This window comes from Frigoribacterium sp. CFBP 13712 (assembly GCF_014842255.1).
Taxonomy (GTDB): Bacteria; Actinomycetota; Actinomycetes; order Actinomycetales; family Microbacteriaceae; genus Frigoribacterium.
Window position 1 is genome coordinate 41,882 of the sequence record NZ_JACYVH010000001.1, and the last position, 22,670, is coordinate 64,551.

The 22,670-nt window shown below is 71.0% G+C and carries 20 protein-coding genes; 2 read left to right on the plus strand and 18 right to left on the minus strand.

The features are described from left to right. Positions 1 to 66 precede the first annotated feature (66 nt). From IFT51_RS00200 to hrcA, 10 genes are all read right to left on the minus strand, one after another. Complete coding sequence (locus tag IFT51_RS00200) at positions 67 to 735, minus strand: response regulator transcription factor (RefSeq protein WP_308196255.1); 669 nt, start codon at positions 733 to 735, stop codon at positions 67 to 69. Further along, on the minus strand, positions 732 to 2,000 hold the full coding sequence (locus IFT51_RS00205) for a histidine kinase (RefSeq protein WP_192057940.1): 1,269 nt from the start codon (positions 1,998 to 2,000) through the stop codon (positions 732 to 734). Before IFT51_RS00205 ends, IFT51_RS00200 begins: the two co-directional genes overlap by 4 nt. 96 nt (positions 2,001 to 2,096) lie before the next feature. Continuing rightward, complete coding sequence (gene era / locus IFT51_RS00210; protein ID WP_192057943.1) at positions 2,097 to 3,041, minus strand: GTPase Era; 945 nt, start codon at positions 3,039 to 3,041, stop codon at positions 2,097 to 2,099. Further along, the gene (locus tag IFT51_RS00215) at positions 3,038 to 4,390 is read right to left on the minus strand and encodes a hemolysin family protein (RefSeq protein WP_192059182.1); all 1,353 of its coding nucleotides are present in this window, start codon (positions 4,388 to 4,390) and stop codon (positions 3,038 to 3,040) included. Before IFT51_RS00215 ends, era begins: the two co-directional genes overlap by 4 nt. Positions 4,391 to 4,397: 7 nt before the next feature. Next, positions 4,398 to 4,859, minus strand: coding sequence for an rRNA maturation RNase YbeY (ybeY, locus tag IFT51_RS00220; protein WP_192057945.1), 462 nt, complete (start codon positions 4,857 to 4,859; stop codon positions 4,398 to 4,400). Next, complete coding sequence (locus IFT51_RS00225) at positions 4,856 to 5,911, minus strand: PhoH family protein (protein ID WP_371740625.1); 1,056 nt, start codon at positions 5,909 to 5,911, stop codon at positions 4,856 to 4,858. Before IFT51_RS00225 ends, ybeY begins: the two co-directional genes overlap by 4 nt. Continuing rightward, positions 5,901 to 6,302, minus strand: coding sequence for a histidine triad nucleotide-binding protein (locus IFT51_RS00230; protein WP_192057949.1), 402 nt, complete (start codon positions 6,300 to 6,302; stop codon positions 5,901 to 5,903). Before IFT51_RS00230 ends, IFT51_RS00225 begins: the two co-directional genes overlap by 11 nt. A 116-nt stretch (positions 6,303 to 6,418) precedes the next feature. Then, positions 6,419 to 7,150, minus strand: coding sequence for a 16S rRNA (uracil(1498)-N(3))-methyltransferase (locus tag IFT51_RS00235; protein ID WP_192057951.1), 732 nt, complete (start codon positions 7,148 to 7,150; stop codon positions 6,419 to 6,421). A 2-nt stretch (positions 7,151 to 7,152) separates the two neighbouring features. After that, entirely contained in the window at positions 7,153 to 8,268 is a 1,116-nt protein-coding gene (gene dnaJ, locus IFT51_RS00240) for a molecular chaperone DnaJ (protein ID WP_192057953.1), read from the minus strand. 77 nt (positions 8,269 to 8,345) lie between these two features. Next, on the minus strand, positions 8,346 to 9,368 hold the full coding sequence (gene hrcA, locus IFT51_RS00245) for a heat-inducible transcriptional repressor HrcA (RefSeq protein WP_192057956.1): 1,023 nt from the start codon (positions 9,366 to 9,368) through the stop codon (positions 8,346 to 8,348). 143 nt (positions 9,369 to 9,511) lie between these two features. Here hrcA and IFT51_RS00250 point away from each other — a divergent pair, with 143 nt between their 5' ends. Beyond that, complete coding sequence (locus IFT51_RS00250; protein ID WP_371740626.1) at positions 9,512 to 9,985, plus strand: DUF4870 domain-containing protein; 474 nt, start codon at positions 9,512 to 9,514, stop codon at positions 9,983 to 9,985. A gap of 86 nt (positions 9,986 to 10,071) precedes the next feature. On the opposite strand, the gene hemW is transcribed toward IFT51_RS00250, so the two are convergent. The 4 genes from hemW to IFT51_RS00270 all read right to left on the minus strand — a co-directional run bounded on the left by hemW (position 10,072) and on the right by IFT51_RS00270 (position 15,123). Beyond that, positions 10,072 to 11,298: a radical SAM family heme chaperone HemW gene (hemW, locus tag IFT51_RS00255; RefSeq protein WP_192057958.1), complete on the minus strand. Its 1,227-nt coding sequence runs from the start codon at positions 11,296 to 11,298 to the stop codon at positions 10,072 to 10,074. Positions 11,299 to 11,300: 2 nt separating this feature from the next. Further along, positions 11,301 to 12,056 carry a DUF1990 family protein gene (locus tag IFT51_RS00260; RefSeq protein ID WP_192057960.1) on the minus strand — a complete coding sequence of 252 codons (756 nt, stop codon included), beginning with the start codon at positions 12,054 to 12,056 and terminating at the stop codon, positions 11,301 to 11,303. Between the two features lie 4 nt (positions 12,057 to 12,060). Beyond that, positions 12,061 to 13,911 (minus strand): translation elongation factor 4, encoded by a 1,851-nt coding sequence (lepA, locus tag IFT51_RS00265; protein WP_192057963.1) that lies wholly within the window; start codon positions 13,909 to 13,911, stop codon positions 12,061 to 12,063. Between the two features lie 66 nt (positions 13,912 to 13,977). Next, the gene (locus IFT51_RS00270; protein WP_192057965.1) at positions 13,978 to 15,123 is read right to left on the minus strand and encodes a pyridoxal phosphate-dependent aminotransferase; all 1,146 of its coding nucleotides are present in this window, start codon (positions 15,121 to 15,123) and stop codon (positions 13,978 to 13,980) included. A gap of 244 nt (positions 15,124 to 15,367) precedes the next feature. Here IFT51_RS00270 and rpsT point away from each other — a divergent pair, with 244 nt between their 5' ends. Beyond that, the gene (gene rpsT, locus IFT51_RS00275; RefSeq protein WP_192057967.1) at positions 15,368 to 15,628 is read left to right on the plus strand and encodes a 30S ribosomal protein S20; all 261 of its coding nucleotides are present in this window, start codon (positions 15,368 to 15,370) and stop codon (positions 15,626 to 15,628) included. A 131-nt stretch (positions 15,629 to 15,759) separates the two neighbouring features. Here rpsT and holA read toward each other — a convergent pair whose 3' ends face one another. The 4 genes from holA to leuS form a co-directional block, all read right to left on the minus strand. Beyond that, positions 15,760 to 16,794, minus strand: coding sequence for a DNA polymerase III subunit delta (gene holA / locus IFT51_RS00280; protein WP_192057969.1), 1,035 nt, complete (start codon positions 16,792 to 16,794; stop codon positions 15,760 to 15,762). Then, entirely contained in the window at positions 16,704 to 19,178 is a 2,475-nt protein-coding gene (locus IFT51_RS00285) for a ComEC/Rec2 family competence protein (RefSeq protein WP_192057972.1), read from the minus strand. Before IFT51_RS00285 ends, holA begins: the two co-directional genes overlap by 91 nt. 14 nt (positions 19,179 to 19,192) lie before the next feature. Continuing rightward, the gene (locus tag IFT51_RS00290; protein ID WP_192057974.1) at positions 19,193 to 19,903 is read right to left on the minus strand and encodes a ComEA family DNA-binding protein; all 711 of its coding nucleotides are present in this window, start codon (positions 19,901 to 19,903) and stop codon (positions 19,193 to 19,195) included. A 38-nt stretch (positions 19,904 to 19,941) separates the two neighbouring features. Then, on the minus strand, positions 19,942 to 22,572 hold the full coding sequence (gene leuS / locus IFT51_RS00295) for a leucine--tRNA ligase (protein ID WP_192057976.1): 2,631 nt from the start codon (positions 22,570 to 22,572) through the stop codon (positions 19,942 to 19,944). Between the last annotated feature and the right edge of the window lie 98 nt (positions 22,573 to 22,670).

Consider the following 22,670-nt stretch of genomic DNA (forward strand, 5'->3'; position numbering starts at 1 on the left):
GCCGCCCGGATCGGAGAGACCGAGGAGGCGCGCGATGGTCCGCCCGCCGCCCCGGTCTCGAGGCCGTCACTTCGTCAGGCCGTGCTCGTAGGCGTAGACGACGAGCTGCACGCGGTCGCGCAGCGACAGCTTCGACAGGACCCGGCTGATGTGCGTCTTGACGGTGGCCTCGCTGAGGAACTCGCGCGTGGCGATCTCGGAGTTGCTGAGGCCGCGGGATGCGAGGTCGAAGATGTCCCGCTCGCGCGTCGTCAACGAGCGGAACGCCTCGGGCACGGCCCGGGAGCCACGGCCGTCGAAGTGCTCGAAGAGCTCCCGCGTGGCCGAGGCGGCGATGACGGCGTTGCCCGAGTGGACGGTGCGGATGGCGGCGAGGAGGAACTCGGGATCGGCGTCTTTCAGGACGAAGCCGCTCGCGCCTCCTCGGATCGCCCTGGTCGCGGCCTCGTCGAGGTCGAAGGTCGTCAGGACGATGATGCGCGGGGGCTTGCGGACGGCCTGCTCGGCCTGGGCCAGCACGGCCGACGTCGCGGCGATGCCGTCCATGACGGGCATGCGGATGTCCATGAGGACGACGTCGGGCGTGGTCTCGGCGACCATGGCCACGCCCTCTTCGCCGTTGCTCGCCTCGCCGACGAAGACCAGGTCGGGCTGCGACCCCACGAGCATCTTGATGCCGGCACGGAACAGGGCCTGGTCGTCGACGAGCGCGACGCGGATGGGAGTGGGAGTCACCGGGCGAGACCTACTTCTTGTGTGAGTGCCGAGGTCGGCACGATGGCGTGGACGACGAAGCGGCCGTCGGCGTTCTGGGTGGTCAGCGAGCCGCCGGCGAGCGTCGCGCGCTCGCGCATGCCGTCGAGTCCGTGGCCGCCGCGGCGCTCTTCGCCGGGTGGCGTCGTGGGCACCGGACGGGTCAGGGGCCGCACCACGTTGCTGATGAGCAGGTGGAGGGACTCGTACCGCCAGTCGAAGACCAGCTCGACGACCTCGTCGACCGCCCCGTGCCGCAGCACGTTGGTCAGAGACTCCTGCACGATGCGGAAGACGGCCAGCTGCCGGTTCGTCCCGAGCTGCTGCGGCTCCCCCACGACCCGGTGGTCGATGCGGAGTCCGGAGGCGCGCATCTGCTCGAGCAGCCTGTCGAGGTCGCCGAGAGCGGGCTGCGGCGCCTCGTCCTGGCTGTGGCGCAGCTGCCCGAGGAGGACGCGGACGTCGCCGAGGGCCTCGCGCGCCGTCGAGGCGATCGTCGTCAGCGCGTCGTCGACGCTCGTGGGGTCGACCTTGGCGGCGTACCGAGCGCCGTCCGCCTGAGCGATGACGACCGCGAGGGAGTGCGCCACGACGTCGTGCATGTCACGCGCGATCCGGTTGCGCTCCTGTTCGACGGCGATGTCGCGCTCGGCTCGGGCCGCCTCCCGCTCAGCTCGAGCGGCGTCCCCCTCGGCGCGGATGGTCTCGCGCTCGGCGACCAGGCGGGCCTCGCGGCTCGTGCGCTCGGCGGAGCGCGAGCGGGCGAGCAGACCGCCGGCCCACGGAAGCCCCAGCAGCGCGAGCAGCCCGAGGAACGTGATGCCGACCTGCAGCATGATGCGGACGACGTCCGTGATGCCGCTCACGTCGTAGGAGACTCCGAAGATCGTCGTCTGCACGAAGGTCAGGTAGAACGTGCCGACGGCCGCGCCCACCACGAGCGACACCAGACCCAGCCACTTGAGCCGGTCGGTGCCGTACGCGGCGACCGTGTAGAGGATCACGCAGATGGCGATGTTGCTGACGTCGGGGGTCGTCCGCGCGAGCATCTCGCCGATGGCGACCACCCAGGCGATCGAGAGAGCGAGACTCGGCGACAACCGGCGCACGGCGAGGGCCACCGCGAGCCCGAGTGCCACGACGCCGGTGAACGAGTCGTTGGAGATGAGCAGCGCCGCACCGAAGAGCACGACCCCCGACGCGGCGTCCACCACCAGCTGGTAGGGGGCGAGGCGACGGAAGAGCACGGGACTACCGTACGGCCCGTCGGGTCGCTTCACGAGCGGGCGCACGGACCTCGCGACGGGCGACGGAGGCGGGTCATCCTGTGGAGGGACCTCCGATCAGAAGCCGAGGCGCCCGAGCAGCTTCGGGTCGCGCTGCCAGTCTTTGGCCACCTTGACCCGGATGGACAGGAACACCTGCTTGCCGACGAGCGGCTCGATCTGGGCTCGAGCCCGTTCGCCCACCTCGCGGAGACGCTGACCGCCCTTGCCGATGACGATGGCCTTCTGGCTGTCGCGCTCGACGAAGAGGTTCGCGTAGATCTCGAGCAGGTCTTTGTCGTCGCGCTCGACCATGTCGTCGATCGTGACGGCCAGCGAGTGCGGCAGCTCGTCTTGGACGCCCTCGAGCGCCGCCTCACGGACGTACTCCGCGACGCGATCCTCCAGTCCCTCTTCGGTGACCGCGTCGGAGGGGTAGAGCGGCTGCGATCGGGGCATCAGCTTGATCAGCTCCGTCGCGAGGACGTCGAGCTGCACGTCGGTGACGGCCGACAGCGGGATGATGGCCTCCCAGTCGCGGAGACGGCTGACGGCGAGGAGCTGCTCTGCCACCGCCGGCCGGGAGGTCGTGTCCACCTTGGTGACGATGGCCACCTTCTTGGCCCGCGGGAACGCGTCGAGCTGCTCGTTGATGTACTTGTCGCCGGGTCCGATCTTCTCGTCGGCGGGCACGCAGAAGCCGATGACGTCGACGTCGCCGAGGGTGGTCTGCACCACGTCGTTGAGACGCTCGCCGAGCAGGGTGCGGGGTCGGTGCATGCCCGGGGTGTCGACGAGCACCAGTTGACCGTCGGCGTGGTGGACGATGCCTCGGATCGCTCGACGGGTCGTCTGCGGCTTGGACGAGGTGATCGCGACCTTCTGACCGACCAGCGCGTTCGTCAGCGTGGACTTCCCGACGTTGGGGCGACCGACGAAGGAGACGAAGCCCGCCCGGTAGTTCGAGCCGGGCTCGGGCCTGGTGGGGTCGATGGCCTGTGTCGGGTCGTCGGGGGTCGTCATGCGGTTTCCTTCGCGGAGCGGTTCGAGATGCGGTGCGGGGTGAGGTCGGGGTCGTGCTCGACGAGACCGGAGGTAGGATCCGTGCCGTCGGAGGCGACGACCGGGTTCCGTTCGACGAGGACCGTCTGGAGGTCGTGTCGGCGCCCCTCGGTGCGGTCGGCCGTCAGTGTCAGCCCGGAGACGGTCACGACGGACCCCTTCTCGGGCAGTCGCCCGAGCGTCTTGGTGAGCAGCCCGCCGACCGAGTCGACGTCGTCGTCGTCGAGGTCGAGGCCGAAGAGGTCGCCGAGCTCGTCGACGGGCATGCGGGCGCTGACGCGGAAGACGCCGTCGGCCACCTCGCGGTGCGGTGCGACCTCGCGGTCGTACTCGTCGCTGATGTCGCCCACGAGCTCCTCGATGAGATCTTCGAGGGTGACCAGGCCGGCGATTCCGCCGTACTCGTCGACGACCATCGCGAGGTGGTTCTTGTCGAGCTGCATCTGCCGCAGGGTGTCGTCGGCCTTCTTCGACTCGGGGACGAACGCAGCGGGCCGGGCGAGGGAGCCGACGAGGGCGTCGTCGTCGCCCACGTGCTCGTGCAGCCGACGGGCGAGATCGCGCAGGTAGACGACGCCCACGACGTCGTCGTTGTCGCGACCGACGACGGGCACCCGGGAGACGCCGCGACCGAGGAACAGACTCATCGCGGAGCCGACGGTGGCCGTCGCCTCGATGGTGACCATGTCGGTGCGGGGCACCATGACCTCGCGGACGACGGTGTCGCTGAACTCGAAGATCGAGTGGATGAGCTCGCGGTCGTCCTCTTCGAGCACGTCGAGCTCGGTCGCCTCGTCGACCATGCTGAGCAGCTGCTCTTCGGACGAGAACGACGAGCTGGCCGGACGACCCGGGGTGACACGGTTGCCGACGGCGACGAGCGCGTCGGCGACGGGGCCGAGCACCACTCGCACGAGGCGCACGAACCCCGCCGTCGCGACGACCAGACCGCGTGCGTGGGCCCTCCCGACGCTGCGCGGGCTGGAGCCGACGAGCACGAACGACACCACGGTCATGATGAGAGCGGAGAGCAGCAACGCCACCCACCAGCGATCGACGCTGAAGGCGAAGGCCAGCGACACCAGGACCGCAGCGGACGTCTCGGCGACGACCCGGACGAAGTTGACGGCGTTGACGTGCGCACCGGTGTCGACCGCGATCGCCAGCAGCGCCGTGCGACTGCGGGGCGACTGCTCGGCCTCGTCGGTGAGATCGGCCCGGCTGAGGACGCCGAGGGCCGAGTCGATGGCGGCGAGGAGACCGCCGGCGACCACCAGGACGACGGCCACGATGACGAACACGGTGACCATCACCGGGTCACCGCCGCTCGTCTGCGCCGGCGAAGGCGGCGAGGATCTCGCGTTGCAGGCCGAACATCTCGCGCTCGTCGTCCGGTTCGGCGTGATCGAAGCCGAGCAGGTGGAGGATGCCGTGGCAGGTCAGCAGCTGCATCTCGTCGAGCGGGCTGTGACCCGCGGTCGCCGCCTGGGCGACGGCGACCTGCGGGCAGACCACGATGTCGCCGAGCAGACCGGCCGGGGTCGGGTCCTCTTCGGTGCCGGGCCGCAGTTCGTCCATCGGGAAGCTGAGGACGTCGGTGGGGCCGGGCTCGTCCATCCACTGGACGTGCAGCTGCTCCATCGCCGCCTCGTCGACGAAGACGATCGCGAGCTCGGCCTCGGGGTGGACGTGCATCTGATCGAGTGCGAACGTCGCCAGACGCTGGATGGCGGCCTCGTCGACCTCGACACCCGACTCGTTGTTGACCTCGATGCTCATCGGGTTCCTCTCTCGGACGGACGGTTCTCGGAGCGGGCGAACTGCTGCGCCTGCCGTTCGGCGTCGAACGTCGTGTACGCGTCGACGATGCGACCCACGAGGGTGTGCCGCACGACGTCGTCGCTGGTCAGCCGGGAGAAGTGGATGTCGTCGATCCGATCGAGCACCCGCGTGACCAGCTGCAGGCCGCTCGCCCCGGTGGGCAGGTCGATCTGCGTGACATCGCCGGTGATGACCATCTTGGAGCCGAAGCCGAGTCGGGTCAGGAACATCTTCATCTGCTCGGGCGTGGTGTTCTGGGCCTCGTCGAGCACGACGAAGGCGTCGTTGAGCGTGCGCCCGCGCATGTACGCCAGCGGAGCCACCTCGACGGTGCCCGCTGCGAGCAGCTTGGGCACGATCTCAGGGTCCATCATCTCGTTCAGGGCGTCGTAGAGCGGCCGGAGGTACGGGTCGATCTTGTCGGTGAGCGTGCCGGGGAGGAACCCGAGCCGCTCGCCCGCCTCGACGGCCGGCCGGGTGAGGATGATGCGCTGCACCTCGCGGCGCTGCAGGGCCTGCACCGCCTTCGCCATCGCCAGGTAGGTCTTGCCGGTGCCGGCCGGACCGATGCCGAACGTGATCGTGTGCTCGTCGATCGCGTCGACGTACTCGCGCTGACCGGGGGTCTTGGCGCGGATCGGCTTGCCCTTGCCCGACACGATGGGGTCGCCGAACATGGCGGAGGGCGTGCTCTGACCGGCATCGAGCACCCGCGCGGAGGTCTCGACCTCGGCGGGAGCGAGATCGTGCCCGCCGCGCACCATGGCCACGAGCTCGTCGACCAGACCGCGCGCACGGCGGACCGGGTCCGCGGGGCCCTCGAGCACGACCTCGTTGCCTCGGACGAGCACGCGCACGTCGGGGTACTGCTTCTCGACGGTCTTGAGCAGGCGGTCTTGCGGACCGAGCAGCTGCACCATGGCCACGCCGTCGACCTGCATGTCGACGCGGACGATGTCGGCGGCGTCGTCGCCGCGGGGCTCGGAGGGGCGAGTGTCGCTAGTGGGCAAGGGTGCCTTCCTGGAGGGGGCCGCCCAGGACGTGGGCGTGGACATGGAAAACGGTCTGGCCGGCGGACTCGCCGGTGTTGAAGATCAGTCGGAACGACGAGCCGTCGAACCGCCGACCCTCGGCGTCATGGAACACCGCCGGGTCGGCGGCGAGGGCGGACGCGGTCGAGACGAGCTCGGCGAGAAGGGCGGGATCGCCCGCAGCGAGCTCGACGACGTCTCGGTACGACGACGTCTTGGGGACGACCAGGAGGTGCACCGGCGCCTGGGGCTGGATGTCTCGGAAGGCGATGAGCCGGTCGTTCTCGAAGACGATGTCTGCGGGGATCTCACGCGAGACGATGCGGCTGAAGACGCTCGGCTCGGCGTCGGGGTTCTGCTGATCGGACATGGACGCCATCGTACCGGCGACCCCCGACACTTCGCCGGTCGAGGGGACGGCCGCAGCCGCAGGCACGGCCACGGTCCTGGCCGCAGCCGCAGGCACGGCCACGGGCGGCCGCAGGCCTACCAGCGCCCGAGCCGAACGCTGAGCACGGCGATCGCCGCCGGCCCGGCCGTCGACGTGCGCAGCACGGAGTCGCCCAGCCGCACCGGGGTCGCCCCCGCGGCCGCGAGCGTCTCGAGCTCGCCGGGCGAGATCCCGCCCTCGGGCCCGACGACCACCAGCACCGAGGAGGCGCCGGTCAGGTCGACCGCGGAGAGCGCGACCTCGGCGCTCGGCTCGAGCACGAGCACCCGCGCGCCGCCGGCCCGGGCCGCGATCGCCTTCGTCGTGGCGAGGCCGCCGACCTCGGGGCCCCAGGCGCGGACGGCCTGCTTGGTGGCCTCGCGGGTGATGGCGCGCCACCGGGTCAGCCCCTTCTCGATCTTGGGGCCCTCCCAGCGCGAGACGCTGCGCGCCGCCGCCCAGGGCACGACCTCGTCGACCCCGAGCTCCGTCGCCGCCTGGACGGCGAGCTCGTCGCGGTCCCCCTTGGCGAGGGCCTGCACGAGACCGAGCGTCACCACGGGGCGCGGGTGGTGCGTGACGGACTCGGTGAGCATGACGACGAGGTCGGCCCGCGCCTCCTGCACGATCCCCTCGGCGACGAGCCCTCGACCGTTGCCGACCCGCAGCGGGTCGCCGACCCGCAGGCGGCTGACGGTCACCGCGTGCCGCGCCTCCGCGCCGGTCAGGACGACGTCGCCGCCGACCGACGCGTCGTCGAGCGACTCGACGAGGTACGAGTGCGCCACGATCAGAAGTTCAGGAACCGGTCGCGCAGCTTGCCGAAGAGCCCCTGCTGGAACTGCGACAGCTCGGGCCCCTGACCGCGGCGACCCGACGCGAACTTCTCGATGAGCTCGCGCTCTTTGTGGCTGAGCTTGGTCGGGGTCACCACCTGGACGCCGATCTTCAGGTCGCCCCGGCCGGTGCCGCGCAGCTTGGTGATGCCGCGGTCGCGGATGGTGATGATGTCGGCGCTCTGGGTGCCGGGCTTGATCTCGAGCTCGACCTCGCCGTCGATGCCGGTCAGCGTCGTCGACGTGCCGAGGATCGCGTCGGCCATCTGCACCTCGAGCGTCGCCAGCAGGTCGTCGCCGTCGCGGCTGTAGGTGTCGTGGTGCTTCACCTTGACCTCGAGGTAGAGGTCTCCGTTCGGACCGCCGGCCTGACCGACCTCGCCCTGGCCGGGCAGCTGCAGTCGGAGCCCCGTGTCGACGCCCGCGGGGATGTCGATCGGGATGGTGCGGCGGGCACGGACGCGACCCTGCCCCTGGCAGGTGGCGCAGGGGTTGGGGATGACCGTGCCGTAGCCGCGGCAGGTACCGCAGGGGCTCGACGTCATGACGTTGCCGAGCAGCGAGCGGACGGTGCGCTGGATCTGACCCGATCCGTTGCAGATGTCGCAGGTCTGCGGCGAGGTGCCGGGCGCACAGCATGAGCCGTTGCAGGTCTCGCAGAGCACGGCCGTGTCGACCTCGATGTCGCGCTGCGTGCCGAAGACGATGTCGTCGAGCTCGACCTCGAGGCGCAGCAGCGCGTCCTGACCGCGCTCGCGCCGCGATCGCGGACCCTGCCGCTGACCGCCGCCCCCGCCGCCGAAGAACGCGTCGAAGATGTCGCCGAAGCCCGCGGCCCCGCCGCCGCCCCCGCCGCCGAACCCGGCCTGCGGGCCGAGGTCGTAGCGCTCACGCTGCTGCGGGTCGCTCAGGACGTCGTAGGCGTGCGTGACGTCTTTGAAGCGCTCGGACGCGTCGGCGCTCGGGTTCACGTCGGGGTGCAGCTCGCGGGCGAGTCTGCGGTACGCCTTCTTGATCTCTTCGGGCGTCGCCGACCGGTCGACTCCGAGCACGTCGTAATGATCTGCCACTTGTTTCGTCTACCTCTTGGTGTCGTAGCTGGAAGTTGGGGGGAAGAAGGGGAGGCCGAGGAGGCGCGGGTCGGGTCTCAGCGCTCGGCTAGCGTCGACGACAGGTAGCGGGCCACCGCGCGGACGGCCGCCATGTTCGACGAGTAGTCCATCCGCAGGGGGCCGAGCACGCCGATGCGGGCGATCTCGCTGCCCGACGAGGTGTAGCCGCTCGCCAGGACCGAGGTCTGCGCGAGCCCGAACGAGGCGTTCTCGCGACCGATGCTGGCCACCACGTCGACGGCGTCGAGTTGCATCTCGCCGAAGAGCCGGAGCAGCGCGACCTGTTCTTCGATGGCCTCGAGCACAGGATAGAGGTTGCCGCTGAAGTCGTCGCCGGTACGGACGAGATTCGCCGCGCCCGACATGACGAGACGGTCTTGGCGGCCCGCGGCCAGCTGTTCGACGAGGCTCGCGACGACGCGACGCACGATGGCCGCGAGGTCGGGCCGGAAGCGCTCCGGCAGGTCGCTGAGCGATCGGGCGGCGTCGCTGAGCGCGGCGCCCCCGACGACGGCGTTGACCGACGCCCGCAGCTCGGAGAGGAACACCTCGTCGACGGGCGTGGGCAGATCGATCAGGCGCTGCTCGACCTGGCCGCTGTCGGTGATGAGGACGGTCATCACCCGCGTCTCGCCGAGGCTGACCAGCTCGATGTGCCGCACGCGTGCCCGCGAGAACGAGGGGTACTGCACGAGCGCGACCTGGTTGGTCAGCTGCGAGAGGAGTCGGACCGTGCGCCCGAGGACCTCGTCGAGATCGGTCGAGTCGCCGAGGAAGGTCTCGATGGCCTGACGCTGCGCCGAGGTGAGCGGACGCAGATCGGCCAGCTCGTTGACGAAGAGGCGGTAGCCCTTGTCGGTCGGGACCCGGCCCGACGACGTGTGAGGCGCCGTGATCAGCTCCTCCTCTTCGAGGAGGGCCATGTCGTTGCGGATCGTCGCGGCCGACACGCCGAACTGGTGCCGCTCGACGATCGACTTCGAGCCGACGGGCTCACGGGAGGCGACGTAGTCGTGCACGATGACACGGAGGACTTCGAGTCCGCGTTCCGAGACCACGACGCACCTCTCTTCCGACTGTCTGGCACTCGCCGTACCAGACTGCCAATCCTACGTCACGTGCGCCACGCGACCTACACCCGGCGTACTCGGCATCCGGAGCTCCCTACTGCCCGCGGGGTGGTCTGCCCTAGGGTGAGGCCATGACCGACATGCCTCCTTCGCAACCGAACGACCCCCGCGCGGGCCAGCAGCCCTTCGGCCAGCAGCCGAACGGCCAGCCGCCCTACAGCCAGCAGCCGAACGGCCAGCCGCCCTACGGTCACCAGGGGCAGCCGTCCGTCCCGCCGATGCGTCCGGAGGACGAGAAGCTCTGGGCCACGCTGATCCACCTCGGCGGCATCCTGTTCTGGATCGTCCCCGCACTGGTGGGTTACCTCGTCCTGAAGGACCGCGGCCCGTTCATCCGCGAGCACACCCGTGCCGCCCTGAACTTCCAGATCACCATGGCCATCGTGCTGGTCGCGTCGGGTCTGCTCAGCGTCATCGTGATCGGCGCCATCACCGGCTTCGCCGCCGGCGTCGTCATCGTGATCTTCTCGATCATCGCCGCCGTCGCCGCCAACCGCGGCCAGTACTACAAGTACCCGCTGACGTTCGAGTTCATCAAGAACTGACGCACGGCACCGAACGAAGGGCGCACCTCCTGAAGGAGGCGCGCCCTTCGTCGTCCGTCGAGCTCGCGACGGTCACGGGGCCCGCTCTACGACGGCAGGAGTCGGCGGACGACCGCGTCGGCCATGAGGCGGCCCTCACGGGTGAGGACGACCCGACCCTGCAGGGCGGGGCGCCCCTCGACCCAGCCGTCGGCGATGAGCCCGGCGACGGCCTGGCGACCGTCGTGGTCGAGCTCGGACACCGGCAGACCCTCGCGGATGCGGACGCCGAGGAGGACCCGCTCGACCCGACGCGTCTCGTCGTCGAGGGTCTCGCGACCGGCGCCCGGCGACTGCTCGGCCGCCATGCGCTGCTGGTAGGCGGCCGGGTGCTTGACGTTCCACCAGCGGACTCCCCCGACGTGACTGTGCGCGCCCGGGCCGACGCCCCACCAGTCGTGGCCTTGCCAATAGGCGAGATTGTGCCGCGAGCGGTGGTCGACCCCGCGCGACCAGTTGCTCACCTCGTACCAGTCGTAGCCGTCGGCCGCCAGGCGGTCGTCGGCCACCTCGTACATGTCGGCCGCTAGGTCGTCGTCGGGCGTCGCGACCTCGCCGCGGCGGATCTGGCGGGCCAGCTTCGTGCCGTCCTCGACGATGAGCGCGTACGCCGAGAGGTGGTCGGGCTGCTGCGCGATCGCGACGTCGAGCGAGCGCTTCCAGTCGTCGAGCGTCTCGCCGGGGGTGCCGTAGATCAGGTCGAGGCTGACGTCGAGGCCCGCATCACGCGCCCACTCGACGACCAGCGGGATGCGTTCGGGGTCGTGGGTGCGCTCTAGGGTCGCCAGCACGCTCGGCACGGCCGACTGCATGCCGAAGCTGACCCGGGTGAAGCCGGACGCCTTGAGCGCCCGCAGGTAGTCGGCGTCGACGCTGTCCGGATTCGCCTCGGTGGTCACCTCGGCGCCGTCGACGAGACCCCAGGTGTCGACGACCGCGTGCAGCATCTCGGCCAGATCGGACTGCGGCAGCATCGTCGGCGTCCCGCCGCCGAAGAAGACGGTCGACGCGGGTCGCGCCGGCAGACCCGCCTCGGCGAGGACGCGACCGCCGAGCGCGACCTCGGCGACGGCCTGCCCGGCGTAGTCGTCGCGCTTGGCGCCCCGCAGCTCGTCGCCGGTGTACGTGTTGAAGTCGCAGTAGCCGCAGCGGACACGGCAGAACGGGACGTGCAGGTAGACGCCGAAGTTGCGCTGGTCGGCCCCTGCGACGACCGACGACGGGAGACCGCCGTCGACGGGCGCGGGGTCGCCGAGCGGGAGGGTGCTCGGCACCCTCAGTCGTCCAGCCGACGGAGGGTCGGGTCTTCGGGAGCGGTCTCGGGCGACTCGGCCGCCGTGATCGCCGCGGCGTCGAGGTCCGTCTCGGGCTCGGGGCCGGGCTCGCTGATCGACAGCGCCCGGAGATAGCGACGCGTGTACAGGGCCTGGGTGCGCTTCATGAACGGCTCGACGAGCTTCCAGCGCAGCGACGACGGGCGCGAGAACGAGCGGATCGAGAGCCAGACCGAGCCGTCGTCGGTCTGATCGACGATCCACGACTCCTCCCCGCTCTCGGGGTGCCCGTCGAGGGTGCCGTAGGCGAAGCCCTTGCGCTTGGGCTCGTCGATCACGTAGACCACCCGGACCGGTGCCTCCACCTTGCGCCCGTAGGCCTCGATGGTGAGCGTCGCAGTCGTCCCGGCCGTGAGCAGGGGCGTGCCGTCGGGGGCGAAGCGCGCCTCGTCGGGCGAGCGCGACCAGTGCGCCGGGTCGATCGGGGCGCCGTTCTCGTCGAAGGTGACGGGCGTGTAGCCGCCCTCCTCGAGGGGCGGGACGGCGTCGACCCGGACCTCGATGCCGCTGCGGCGCTGGATCTGCCAGGTCATCGTCGCGATCCAGGCCGCCTCGAACCGGGCATCGCCGTGACCGACGCGGGTGCGGTACTCGGCGGGCGTGAAGCCCGTCGGCGGGTACTGCATCAGGTCGGGAGCCTGCGTGGCCCCGACCTCGCCGTACGTCGTGCGGGTCTCGGTGTACGTCGCGCGTCTCATGCGACTACTTCTTGTCTTTCTTCTCGGTGTCGCCCGAGAGGGCGGCGATGAACGCCTCTTGCGGCACCTCCACGCGACCGATGGTCTTCATGCGCTTCTTGCCCTCCTTCTGCTTCTCGAGCAGCTTGCGCTTTCGAGAGATGTCGCCGCCGTAGCACTTCGCGAGGACGTCCTTCCGCATGGCGCGGATGCTCTCGCGCGCGATGATGCGCGCTCCGATGGCGGCCTGGATGGGGACCTCGAACTGCTGACGAGGGATCAGCTCGCGGAGGCGACCGGTCATGAGCACCCCGTAGGCGTACGCCTTGTCGCGGTGCACGATCGCGCTGAAGGCGTCGACCGTCTCGCCCTGCAGCAGGATGTCGACCTTGACGAGGTCCGCCTCCTGGTCGCCGATGGGCTCGTAGTCGAGGCTCGCGTAACCGGCCGTCTTCGACTTGAGGCTGTCGAAGAAGTCGAAGACGATCTCGCCGAGCGGGATCGAGTAGCGGATCTCGACCCGGTCTTCGCCGAGGTACTCCATGCCGAGCAGATTGCCCCGGCGCTGCTGGCAGAGCTCCATGATGACGCCGACGTAGTCTTTCGGCGCCAGGATCGCGGCCTTCACCATGGGCTCGCTGACGCTCGCGATCTTGCCCCCGGGGAACTCGCTCGGGTTCGTCACGGTGATGGTCTTCTTGTCGTCGGTCATGACCTCGTAGACGACGCTCGGGGCCGTGGTGATGAGGTCGAGGCCGAACTCGCGCTCGAGGCGCTCGGTGATGATCTCGAGGTGCAGCAGCCCCAGGAACCCGCAGCGGAAGCCGAAGCCGAGCGCGACGGACGTCTCGGGCTCGTAGACCAGCGCGGCGTCAGACAGCTTCAGCTTGTCGAGCGCCTCGCGGAGGTCTGGGTAGTCGCTGCCGTCGATCGGGTAGAGGCCCGAGTAGACCATCGGGAGGGGCTCGACGTAGCCGGCCAGCGCCTCCGTCGCGGGCTTCGCCGCCGTCGTGACGGTGTCGCCCACCTTCGAGAGCCGCACGTCTTTGACACCGGTGATGAGATAGCCGACCTCGCCGACCGAGAGCCCCTGGCTCGGCGTGGGCTCGGGCGACGACACCCCGATCTCGAGGATCTCGTGCGTCGACTTCGTCGACATCATCTGGACCTTCTCGCGCGGGTTCAGCGTGCCATCGATCATGCGGATGTAGGTCACGACCCCGCGGTAGCTGTCGTAGACCGAGTCGAAGATCATGGCGCGCGGCGAGGCGTCGAAGTCGCCCGTCGGCGACGGGATGCGGTCGACGACGCGGTCGAGCAGCTCTTCGACGCCCATGCCCGTCTTGCCGCTGACCCGCAGGACGTCGTCGGGGTCGCCGCCGATCAGACCGGCCAGCTCGGCCGCGTACTTCTCGGGGTCGGCGGCGGGGAGGTCGATCTTGTTCAGGACGGGGATGATCTCGAGATCGTTCTCGAGGGCGAGGTACAGGTTCGCGAGCGTCTGCGCCTCGATACCCTGCGCCGCGTCGACGAGGAGGATCGCGCCCTCGCAGGCCGCGAGCGATCGGCTGACCTCGTAGCTGAAGTCGACGTGCCCGGGGGTGTCGATCATGTTCAGGGCGAAGGTCTCGCCGTTGCGCTCCCACGGCATGCGGACGGCCTGGCTCTTGATCGTGATGCCGCGCTCGCGCTCGATGTCCATGCGGTCGAGGTACTGGGCGCGCATCGCGCGGTCTTCGACGACGCCGGTGATGCCCAGCATGCGGTCGGCCAGCGTCGACTTGCCGTGGTCGATGTGGGCGATGATGCAGAAGTTGCGGAGCGACGCGGGCGGTGTCGACGCCGGTTGCAGTGCACGGGAGGCTAGGGGGCTCACACGATCCTCAGGGGGTGTTGGGCGGGGGGCGCGTCGATTCTCCCACGCCGGGGCGGGAAACCGGGTCTAGGCGGTCGGCGCCGGGAGCTTCGACAGGCCGCGGGTGAGCACCTCGGGCTCCGTCGCGAGGCAGACGCGGATCCAGCCCTCGCCGCTCCGGCCGAAGGCGCTGCCCGGTGCGACGGCCACGCGCTCGGTCAGCAGCAGCCGCTCGGCCCACGAGGCCACGTCCCCGCCGGAGGCGTGCGACATGTCGATCCACAGGTAGAAGGCGCCGGTCGGCTCGAGGTAGCGGATGCCCCGCTCGTCGAGCAGGGAGGTCGCGAGCTCGAGGTTCTGGCGGTAGTGGTCGCGGGCGTCGGCGACCGGCTGATGATCGCCCACGACGGCGGCGAGGGCCGCGTGCTGGTCGGGTTCGGCGACGCAGCTGATCTGCGCCTCCTGCACGGTCCGCATCGTGTCGGCCAGCCCCTTCGGGGTCACGAGGTAGCCGACCCGGACACCGGTCATGGCGTACGTCTTGCTCAGCGAGAAGACGCTGAAGACGCGGTCGTCGTGATCGAGCGAGGCGAGGCTGACGTGCTTCGACCCGTAGGTGAAGTACTCGTAGACCTCGTCGCTGATCACCCAGAGGTCGTGCCGACGGGCGAAGTCGAGGAGGCGCACCAGGGTCTCTTCCGAGTACACGACGCCGAGCGGATTGGAGGGCGAGTTGACCACGATCGCGCGCGTCCGGTCGCCGACCAGCCGGTCGAGCTCGTCGTTGTCGGGCACGAAGTCGGCGGCGGGGGCGAGCGTGTAGGGCACCGGGACCGCGTCGAGCATGTGGGCGTTCATCGTGAAGGTCGTGTAACCCGGGTCGGGCACGAGCACCTCGTCGCCGGCGGCGAGCAGCAGCCCCATGGTCTGGTGCAGCGCCTGCGTGCCGCCGATCGTCACCCAGACCTGCTCGACGTCGACGTGGATGTCGTTCTCGCGGGCGAGCTTCGCGACCAGCGCCTCGCGCAGCGGCGCGATGCCGCCGTTCGGCGTGTAGTTCGTGCGGTCTTCTGACCACGCCCGGCGGGCGGCGTCGCCGATGTGCCGGGCGACCGGCACGTCGGGCTCGCCGATCACGAGCATGTCGACGTCGTCGAGCTGCGCGGCGATCTCGAAGACGCGACGGATGCCGGAGGCGGGGACGGAGGTCATGTGCGGGGCGAGCTGCGGCATGATGGCACGGTACTACGCACGACACGGCGCGCCGCCCGACGGCTGTTCGTTGAGACTCGGGCCGCCTGCTGGTAACGTTGCCTGTTGGCTTACGCGTTACGTCTGCACGGGCGGAACGCGATCGCAGCCGAGAGCCGCTCCGGTGGCCATCACCGGCGGCAGCACCGGGTCGATCGACGAGAGTCGATCGGTCGCTCGGCTGGCGCACATCCGTCCGAGACACAGAATCCAGAAAGTAGTTCACGTGGCAAACATCAAGTCGCAGATCAAGCGCATCGGCACCAACAAGAAGGCCCAGGACCGCAACCGCGCGGTCAAGAGCGAGCTCAAGACCGCCGTCCGCGCGACGCGCGAGGCGATCACCGCCGGCGACAAGGACAAGGCCACCTCGGCCCTCCTCGTCGCGTCGAAGAAGCTCGACAAGGCCGCCAGCAAGGGTGTCATCCACCAGAACCAGGCCGCGAACCGCAAGTCGTCGATCGCGAAGCAGGTCGGCGCTCTCTGAGTCGCTCCCCCCGTACGAAGGCCCCGTCTCGATCGAGACGGGGCCTTCGTCGTTCTCGGGGGCCGCACCGCCGCCGAGGCGGGGCCACAGGGGCGGGGCCGGGTCAGCGGGGCCGGGTCAGCGGGGGCGGGTCAGCGGGGGCGGTCGCCTCGCATCGAGATGACCGTGACCATGCGCTCCAGCGCGTAGACGGCGTCGCGTTCGGCGCCCTTGACGGCCGCATCGGTCTCGGCGACGACCTCGATGCAGCGCCCGAGGCCGTCCTCGCTCCAGCCCCGCACCTCCCGCTGGGCCCGCTCGACCTGCCACGGCGCCATGCCGAGTCGCGACGCGAGCTGACCCGACGGGCCGTAGGCCCCGTGCACCTTGGCCATGCCGCGGATCTTCATCGCGAAGGCCGCGACGACGGGCACCGGGTCGGCGCCCGATGCGAGCGCGTGGCGCAGCAGCACGAGCGCCTCGCCCTGCCTCCCGGCGACGGCCATGTCGGCGACCTTGAACGAGTTCGTCTCGACGCGCCCCTCGTAGTACTTCTCGACCGTGGCCTCGGTGATCTCCTCCGCCGCGTCCGAGATGAGCTGCTGGCAGGCGCTGGCCAGCTCGGCGAGATCGTCGGAGAACGCCGTGACGAGCGCACGCAGCGCCCCCGAGGTGACGCGTCGACGTTCGGCCGCGAACTCGGCGGCGGCGAAGTCGAGCTTCTCGGTGTCCTTCTTCAGCTCGGCGCAGACGACCTCGAGCCCTTGGCCGGTGCCGCCGCGGATCGTGTCGAGCAGCTTCTTGCCGCGCACTCCCCCGCCGTGCCGCAGCACGAGGTAGGTGTCGTCGGCCGGCGATTCGAGGTACCGCAGGGTCTCGGTGAGGAACGCGTCGGTGCACTTCTCGACGTTGGCCACACGGATGAGACGAGGCTCGGCGAACAGCGACGGGCTCGCGAGGGTGATCAGCTCGCCCGGCTGGTAGTGATCGGCCTCGAGGTCGTTGACCTCGAGACTGGGGTCTTCGGCGGTGAGCTGATCGCGCAGCTGCCGCACGGCGCGGTCGGCCAGGAACTGCTCGGGCCCGCTGACGAGGATCACGGCGGCGGGCCGGATTCTGTCCCATCCGACCTGATCGATGGCGACACCGGTCTTCTTCGCCGGCTTGGCACTCGCTCGCGCGGCCACGGTCCTCCTCCGGCGACCGGATGCGGAACGGACGCCGCGACCAGCGTAGACGAGGCCTCCGACGAGGAGGCGCGCTCACGCCACAGACGGAGCCCGCCGTCGTCGACCACCACCGCCGTCGAGCCGTCCAGGTCGGATCGGGCCACGGCGGACGCGGTCTCGTCGAGCACGGCGAGCAGCGAGTCGGTCGGATGCCCGTAGGTGTTGTCGGCCCCCACCCCGACGAGCGCCACGGACGCGCCGAGCGACCGGTAGAGAGCGGGGTCCTGATCGGCCGAACCGTGATGGGCCACCTTCACGACGTCGACCCGCCCGGGCGGCCCACCGGTCGCGGACAACCGACGTTGAGCCTCCGCCCCGAGATCGCCGAGGGCCACGAGATCGAGGCACCCCGCTCGGCAGTGAGTCGTCGGACGAAAGCGCATGACGAGACTCGCGTCGTTGCCCGGCGGCGGCGAGGCACCCTCGAGGGGCGGCCACAGCACCTCCCAGCTCGACTCGCCCAGCACGCCCGAGGTGCCCGCCCGGGTGTCGACGACCTCGACCCCGGCGGCGACGAGCCGCTCGACGACGCGCTCGTCGGCGCTCCGCCCGGTCGGGCCGACGAGCGCGGCGTCGACGCGGCGCTCGACGGCCGCGACGGCCCCCACGTGATCGGTGTCGAAATGGGTGAGCACGAGCAGGTCGACGCGGTCGACACCGAACAGGTCGAGGCAGCGGTCGAGGGCCGCCTCGTCGTCGCCCGTGTCGATCAGTGCGACGCTCGCCGCACTGCGGACGAGCACGGCGTCCCCCTGCCCGACGTCGCACTGCGCGACGGTCCAGTCGTCGGGGATGCTGCCGCGGGAGCCGATCCCCGATCCCAGCACCGCGCCTCCGGCGATCACCACGACGCCGACCAGCCCCGCGGCGGCGACCCGGCGCGCCCTGCTCCGCCGCCCCGCGAGCACGAGCACGACGACGAGCCCGGTCAGGGTCGCGAGCAGCCCGACGGCCACGACCCCCTGCCCCCACTCCACCCGGGCCGCCGGCCAGTCGGCGACGGAGCGGGCGACCGCCGCGACCCACGAGGCCGGAGCCCAGGCCACCCCGGCCACGAGACCGGCCGCCCCCGGCGCCCACCCCGCCAGCACGCAGACCAGCAGCCCGAGGACGGTCGCCACCGGAGCGGCGGGCTCGGCGAGCACGTTGGCCGCCACGCCGTGCAGAGGCAGCCCGGGGTCGAGGAGGAGCAGCACCGGGCCGCAGGCGAGCTGAGCCGCGATCGGCACGGCCAGCACGAGGGCGAGCGGTTCGGGCATCACCCGGGCGAGCAGACGGGCCAGCGGCGCCGCGAGCACGACCAGACCCGCCGTCGCGAGCACCGACAGCGCGAACCCGATGTCGCGGGAGATCCACGGGTCGGCCATCAGCATGCCCGTCACCGCGACGGCGACGACCGGAAGCCCCGAGACGGGCCTCGACCCGGCCAGGTGCCCGAGCACGACGAGGGCCATCACCGTGGCCCGGACGATGCTCGCATCGGGGGTCACCAGCACGAGGAACGCGAGCAGCACGACGGACGCCGCGACGACCCGCACCGCCCGAGGCACCCCGAGCGCGCCGCCGACCAGCATGGTCAGCGCCACGAGCACCGCGCAGTTCGAGCCCGACACCGCCGTGAGGTGCGAGAGCGACGACGTGCGCATCGCGTCTCGCAGGTCGTCGGGCACGGCCGAGGTGTCGCCGATCGTCAGGCCGGGCAGCAGTGCACCGCCGTCGCCCGGCAGATCCGCTGCGACGGCTCGGAAGGAGGCGCGCATCGCCTCCGCCCGCCCGGCCGCTCCCGAGGCGGGCGCCCCGGGTCGCAGCTCGCCCCGCGCCGCGACCACGAACGCGGCGTCGCCACCCGGCTCGACGGGCAGCACCGTCGCCCGGAGCGCGACGCGCTGCCCCACCTCGACGGCGCCGGAGACCCGAGGCGCCAGCACCAGCATCGAGACGCGCCCCTGCCACATCCGCTCGCCGCTCGTCACCGACCGGACGTCGAGGGACGCGACCTGCGACGCCGCCGTCAGTCGCTCGGACGCCGTGGCGTCGAGCTCGACCGTGTGCCCGACGAGGGCGGTGAGCTCGGGCGGGTACCGGACGTCGTGACGGACGGCGGCGCCGGCGAGCAGGAGGCCGGCCAGGCCGACGCTCACGGCCACGGCGGTCGCGGCACCCACCGCCCGCGAGGAGGACGACCGCCCGCCGCGCGACCACGTGCGGGCCGCGACGAGCGCCGCGAGCGAGACGGCCCCCGCCACCGCGGCCGCGAGACCGAGCCGGTCGGGGCTCGGCAGCAGGACGACCAGCGCGATCCACCCGACGGCGGCGGGCAGCGCCCAGCGTACGTCGAGCACGGGCCGCTCGTCGATCACACCGTCACCTGCGGACGCAGCTTCTCGAGGGTCTTCTCGCCGATGCCGGGGACGCCGAGCAGATCGTCGACGGAACGGAAGGCGCCGTTCTGCTCCCGCCAGTCGAGGATCGCCGCGGCCGTCGCCGGGCCCACCCCGGGCAGGGTCTGCAGCGCGGCGTCGTCGGCGAGGTTGAGGTCGACGGCCGCGGCACCACCGGCACCCGCCCCGCCGACACCCGCTCCGCCCGCGGCCCCGCCGGCACCCGCCGCTCCCCCGCCGCCGTCCCCCACGGCCGCCGCGGGCTCCCCCACGGCCGGCACCCGCAGCTGCTCGCCGTCGACGAGCGGTCGCGCCAGGTTGACCCCCGCCTGGTCGGCGCCGTCGGCGAACCCGCCGGCGGCGGCCACGACGTCGACGACCCTCGCCCCCGCCGCCAGCTCGTAGAGACCGGGCGAGACGACGGCGCCGTGCACGTGCACGAACAGCGCGCCGTCCGCGTCGCCGGCCGACGCCCCCGCCCCGCCGGGCGCACCCGGGTCGGACGACGCACCGGTCGACGGAGGCGAGGTGATCGTGGTCGTCCCCGCGCCTCCTGCGGTCGAGAGGGCCGACACCACGACGGTCACGACCAGCGCGGCGAGCACGAGCACGACCGCCGCCCCGACCCCCGTCCGCCAGCGCGGCCCCCGCGACGGGTCGGGTGCGGTGCTGAACGAGACGGTCATGGCGGCAGGCTACGAGCCGCCCGANCGCCCCCGGGAGGTCACTTCACCGCGATGTTCACCAGTCGCGGCGCGCGCACGATGACGTTCACGATCTCCTTCTCGCCGATCGAGCGCTGCACGGCGGCCGAGGCCCGGGCCAATGCCTCGAGCTCTTCCGAAGCGATCTTCGGCGACACCTCGAGGCGATCGCGCACCTTGCCGTTCACCTGCACGACGGCGGTGACGCTCGTCTCGACGAGCAGCGTCGGGTCGGCCTTCCGCCAGCCGTGCTTCGCGACGGAGACGCCGTCGTAGCCGAGCTTCTCCCACATCTCGGACGCCGTGTAGGGCGCGAACAGCGAGAGCCCCAGGGTCACGGTCTCGACGGCCTCGCGGACCGCCGGGTCGCCCGCACCGGCACCCGAGTCGACGACCTTGCGGATCGCGTTGACCAGCTCCATCAGGCGGGCGACGACGACGTTGAACTTGAACGCCTCGGTCAGCCCCGGCGCCTCGGCCAGGAACCGGTGGGTGACCCGGCGCAGCGCCTGGTCGCCGTCGGCCCAGACCACGTCGCGAGGGCTCGACACCTCGCCGGAGAGCCGGAACGCCCGGGCCAGGAACTTCGCCGAGCCGGCGGGCGAGACGTCCGCCCAGTCGATGTCGTCCTCCGGCGGGCCGGCGAACGCCATGGTCAGGCGGATCGCGTCGACGCCGTGCTTCTCGACCTCTTCGGAGAGCGTGACGAGGTTGCCCTTGCTCTTGCTCATCTTCGCGCCGTCTTGCAGCACCATGCCCTGGTTCAGCAGCGCGCTGAACGGCTCGGTGAAGTCGAGGTGACCGAGGTCGAACAGCACCTTCGTGATGAAGCGCGCGTAGAGCAGGTGCAGGATCGCGTGCTCGACGCCCCCGACGTACTGATCGACGGGCGCCCAGCGGTTGACGACGGCGGGATCGAAGGCGCGGTCGGCGTCGGTCGGGCTGAGGAACCGCAGGAAGTACCACGAGCTGTCGACGAAGGTGTCCATCGTGTCGGCGTCGCGCTTCGCCGGGGTGCCGTCGATCGGGTTCGGCACGTTCACCCAGTCGGTGGCCGCGCCGAGCGGCGAGCTGCCCTTGGGCTTCAGGTCGAGACCCTCGGTGGGCGGCAGCAGCACCGGCAGCTGGTCTTCGGGCACCGGGATCTCGGTGCCGTCGGCGCCGTGCACGATCGGGATCGGCGTGCCCCAGAAGCGCTGACGCGAGATGAGCCAGTCGCGCAGACGGTAGGTCTTGGCGCCCTTGCCGGCGCCCGAGGCCTCGAGCAGCTCGATCACGCGCTTGATCGCGTTCGACTTGCTGAGCCCGGTCAACGGACCGGAGTTCATCAGGCGGCCGTCGCCCGCGAGCGCGACCCCCGTCTCGCGCGGGTTCAGCTCGGGCAGGTCGTCGGGCAGGATCGCCTGACCGTCGGCGTCGAGCTCGAGCTTCGGGATGACACCGGTCACCGGGGCGTTCGTGTCGACGACGACGCGCACGGGCAGGTCGTACTCGATGGCGAAGTCGAGGTCGCGCTGGTCGTGGGCCGGCACGGCCATGACGGCGCCGTGCCCGTAGTCGGCCAGCACGTAGTCGGCCGCCCAGACGGGCATCGGGTCGCCGGTCAGCGGGTTGACCGCGACGCGCCCGAGCGGCACGCCGGTCTTGGGGCGGTCGGTCGACTGACGCTCGATCTCGGTCGTCTTCTGAACGGCGGTCAGGTACTCGGCGAAGCGCTGGCGCACGTCGTCCGTGGCGTCGGCCACGAGCTCGGCGGCGAGGTCCGAGTCGGGGGCGACGACCATGAAGGTCGCGCCGTAGAGCGTGTCGGGTCGGGTGGTGAAGACCGTGACCCGCTCGTCACGCCCCTCGATCTCGAAGTGCACGTCGGCACCGACCGAGCGGCCGATCCAGTTGCGCTGCATGTTCAGCACCTTCGACGGCCAGCGGCCCTCGAGCTGGTTCAGGTCGTCGAGCAGACGGTCGGCGTAGTCGGTGATCTTGAAGTACCACTGCGTCAGCTTCTTCTTGACGACGACGGCGCCCGAACGCTCGCTCGTGCCGTCGGCCAGCACCTGCTCGTTCGCGAGCACGGTCTGGTCCACAGGGTCCCAGTTGACCCAGCTGTCCTTGCGGTAGGCGAGGCCCTTCTCGTACATCTTGAGGAACAGCCACTGGTTCCACTTGTAGTACTCGGGGTCGCTGGTGTGCAGCACGCGGTCCCAGTCGAACGAGGGCGCGTAGAGCTTCATGCTCTGCTTCTGCTGCTCGATGTTCGCGTAGGTCCACTCGCGGGGGTCGACGCCGCGCTTGATGGCCGCGTTCTCGGCCGGCAGGCCGAAGCTGTCCCACCCGATCGGGTGCAGCACGTTGAAGCCCTGCTGACGCCAGTAGCGCGCGATCACGTCGCCGAGCGCGTAGCCCTCGGCGTGCCCCATGTGCAGGTCGCCCGACGGGTACGGGAACATGTCGAGGATGTACTTGCGCGGGCGCTTGTCGTCGGGGTCGACGGCGAACGGCTTCGCCTCCTCCCAGATGGCCTGCCACTTGCGCTGCAGACGCGCGACGTCGTACTCGCGCTCCTCTTCGGGGCGGGGCGGACGCTCGCCGGCGGCGGTCTTCTCGGAAGGCGCGGTGTTGTCGTGCTCGTGTGCCACGGGACTCTCATTCATTCCTGGGGAGGGACGCACCTGCTGCAGCGCACGTCGACGTGCGGGCACGGCGACCCGACGATCTAGCGTAGATGACCGGCCCGCCGTCCGCCGAACCC

Bases quoted from the DNA above. Each gene is read 5' to 3' on its own strand.
- era (WP_192057943.1), bottom strand. From the start codon at position 3,041: ATGACGACCCCCGACGACCCGACACAGGCCATCGACCCCACCAGGCCC.
- IFT51_RS00215 (WP_192059182.1), bottom strand. From the start codon at position 4,390: ATGGTCACCGTGTTCGTCATCGTGGCCGTCGTCCTGGTGGTCGCCGGC.
- ybeY (WP_192057945.1), bottom strand. From the start codon at position 4,859: ATGAGCATCGAGGTCAACAACGAGTCGGGTGTCGAGGTCGACGAGGCC.
- IFT51_RS00230 (WP_192057949.1), bottom strand. From the start codon at position 6,302: ATGTCCGATCAGCAGAACCCCGACGCCGAGCCGAGCGTCTTCAGCCGC.
- IFT51_RS00250 (WP_371740626.1), top strand. From the start codon at position 9,512: ATGACCGACATGCCTCCTTCGCAACCGAACGACCCCCGCGCGGGCCAG.
- IFT51_RS00260 (WP_192057960.1), bottom strand. From the start codon at position 12,056: ATGAGACGCGCGACGTACACCGAGACCCGCACGACGTACGGCGAGGTC.
- IFT51_RS00270 (WP_192057965.1), bottom strand. From the start codon at position 15,123: ATGCCGCAGCTCGCCCCGCACATGACCTCCGTCCCCGCCTCCGGCATC.
- IFT51_RS00290 (WP_192057974.1), bottom strand. From the start codon at position 19,903: ATGACCGTCTCGTTCAGCACCGCACCCGACCCGTCGCGGGGGCCGCGC.
- leuS (WP_192057976.1), bottom strand. From the start codon at position 22,572: ATGAATGAGAGTCCCGTGGCACACGAGCACGACAACACCGCGCCTTCC.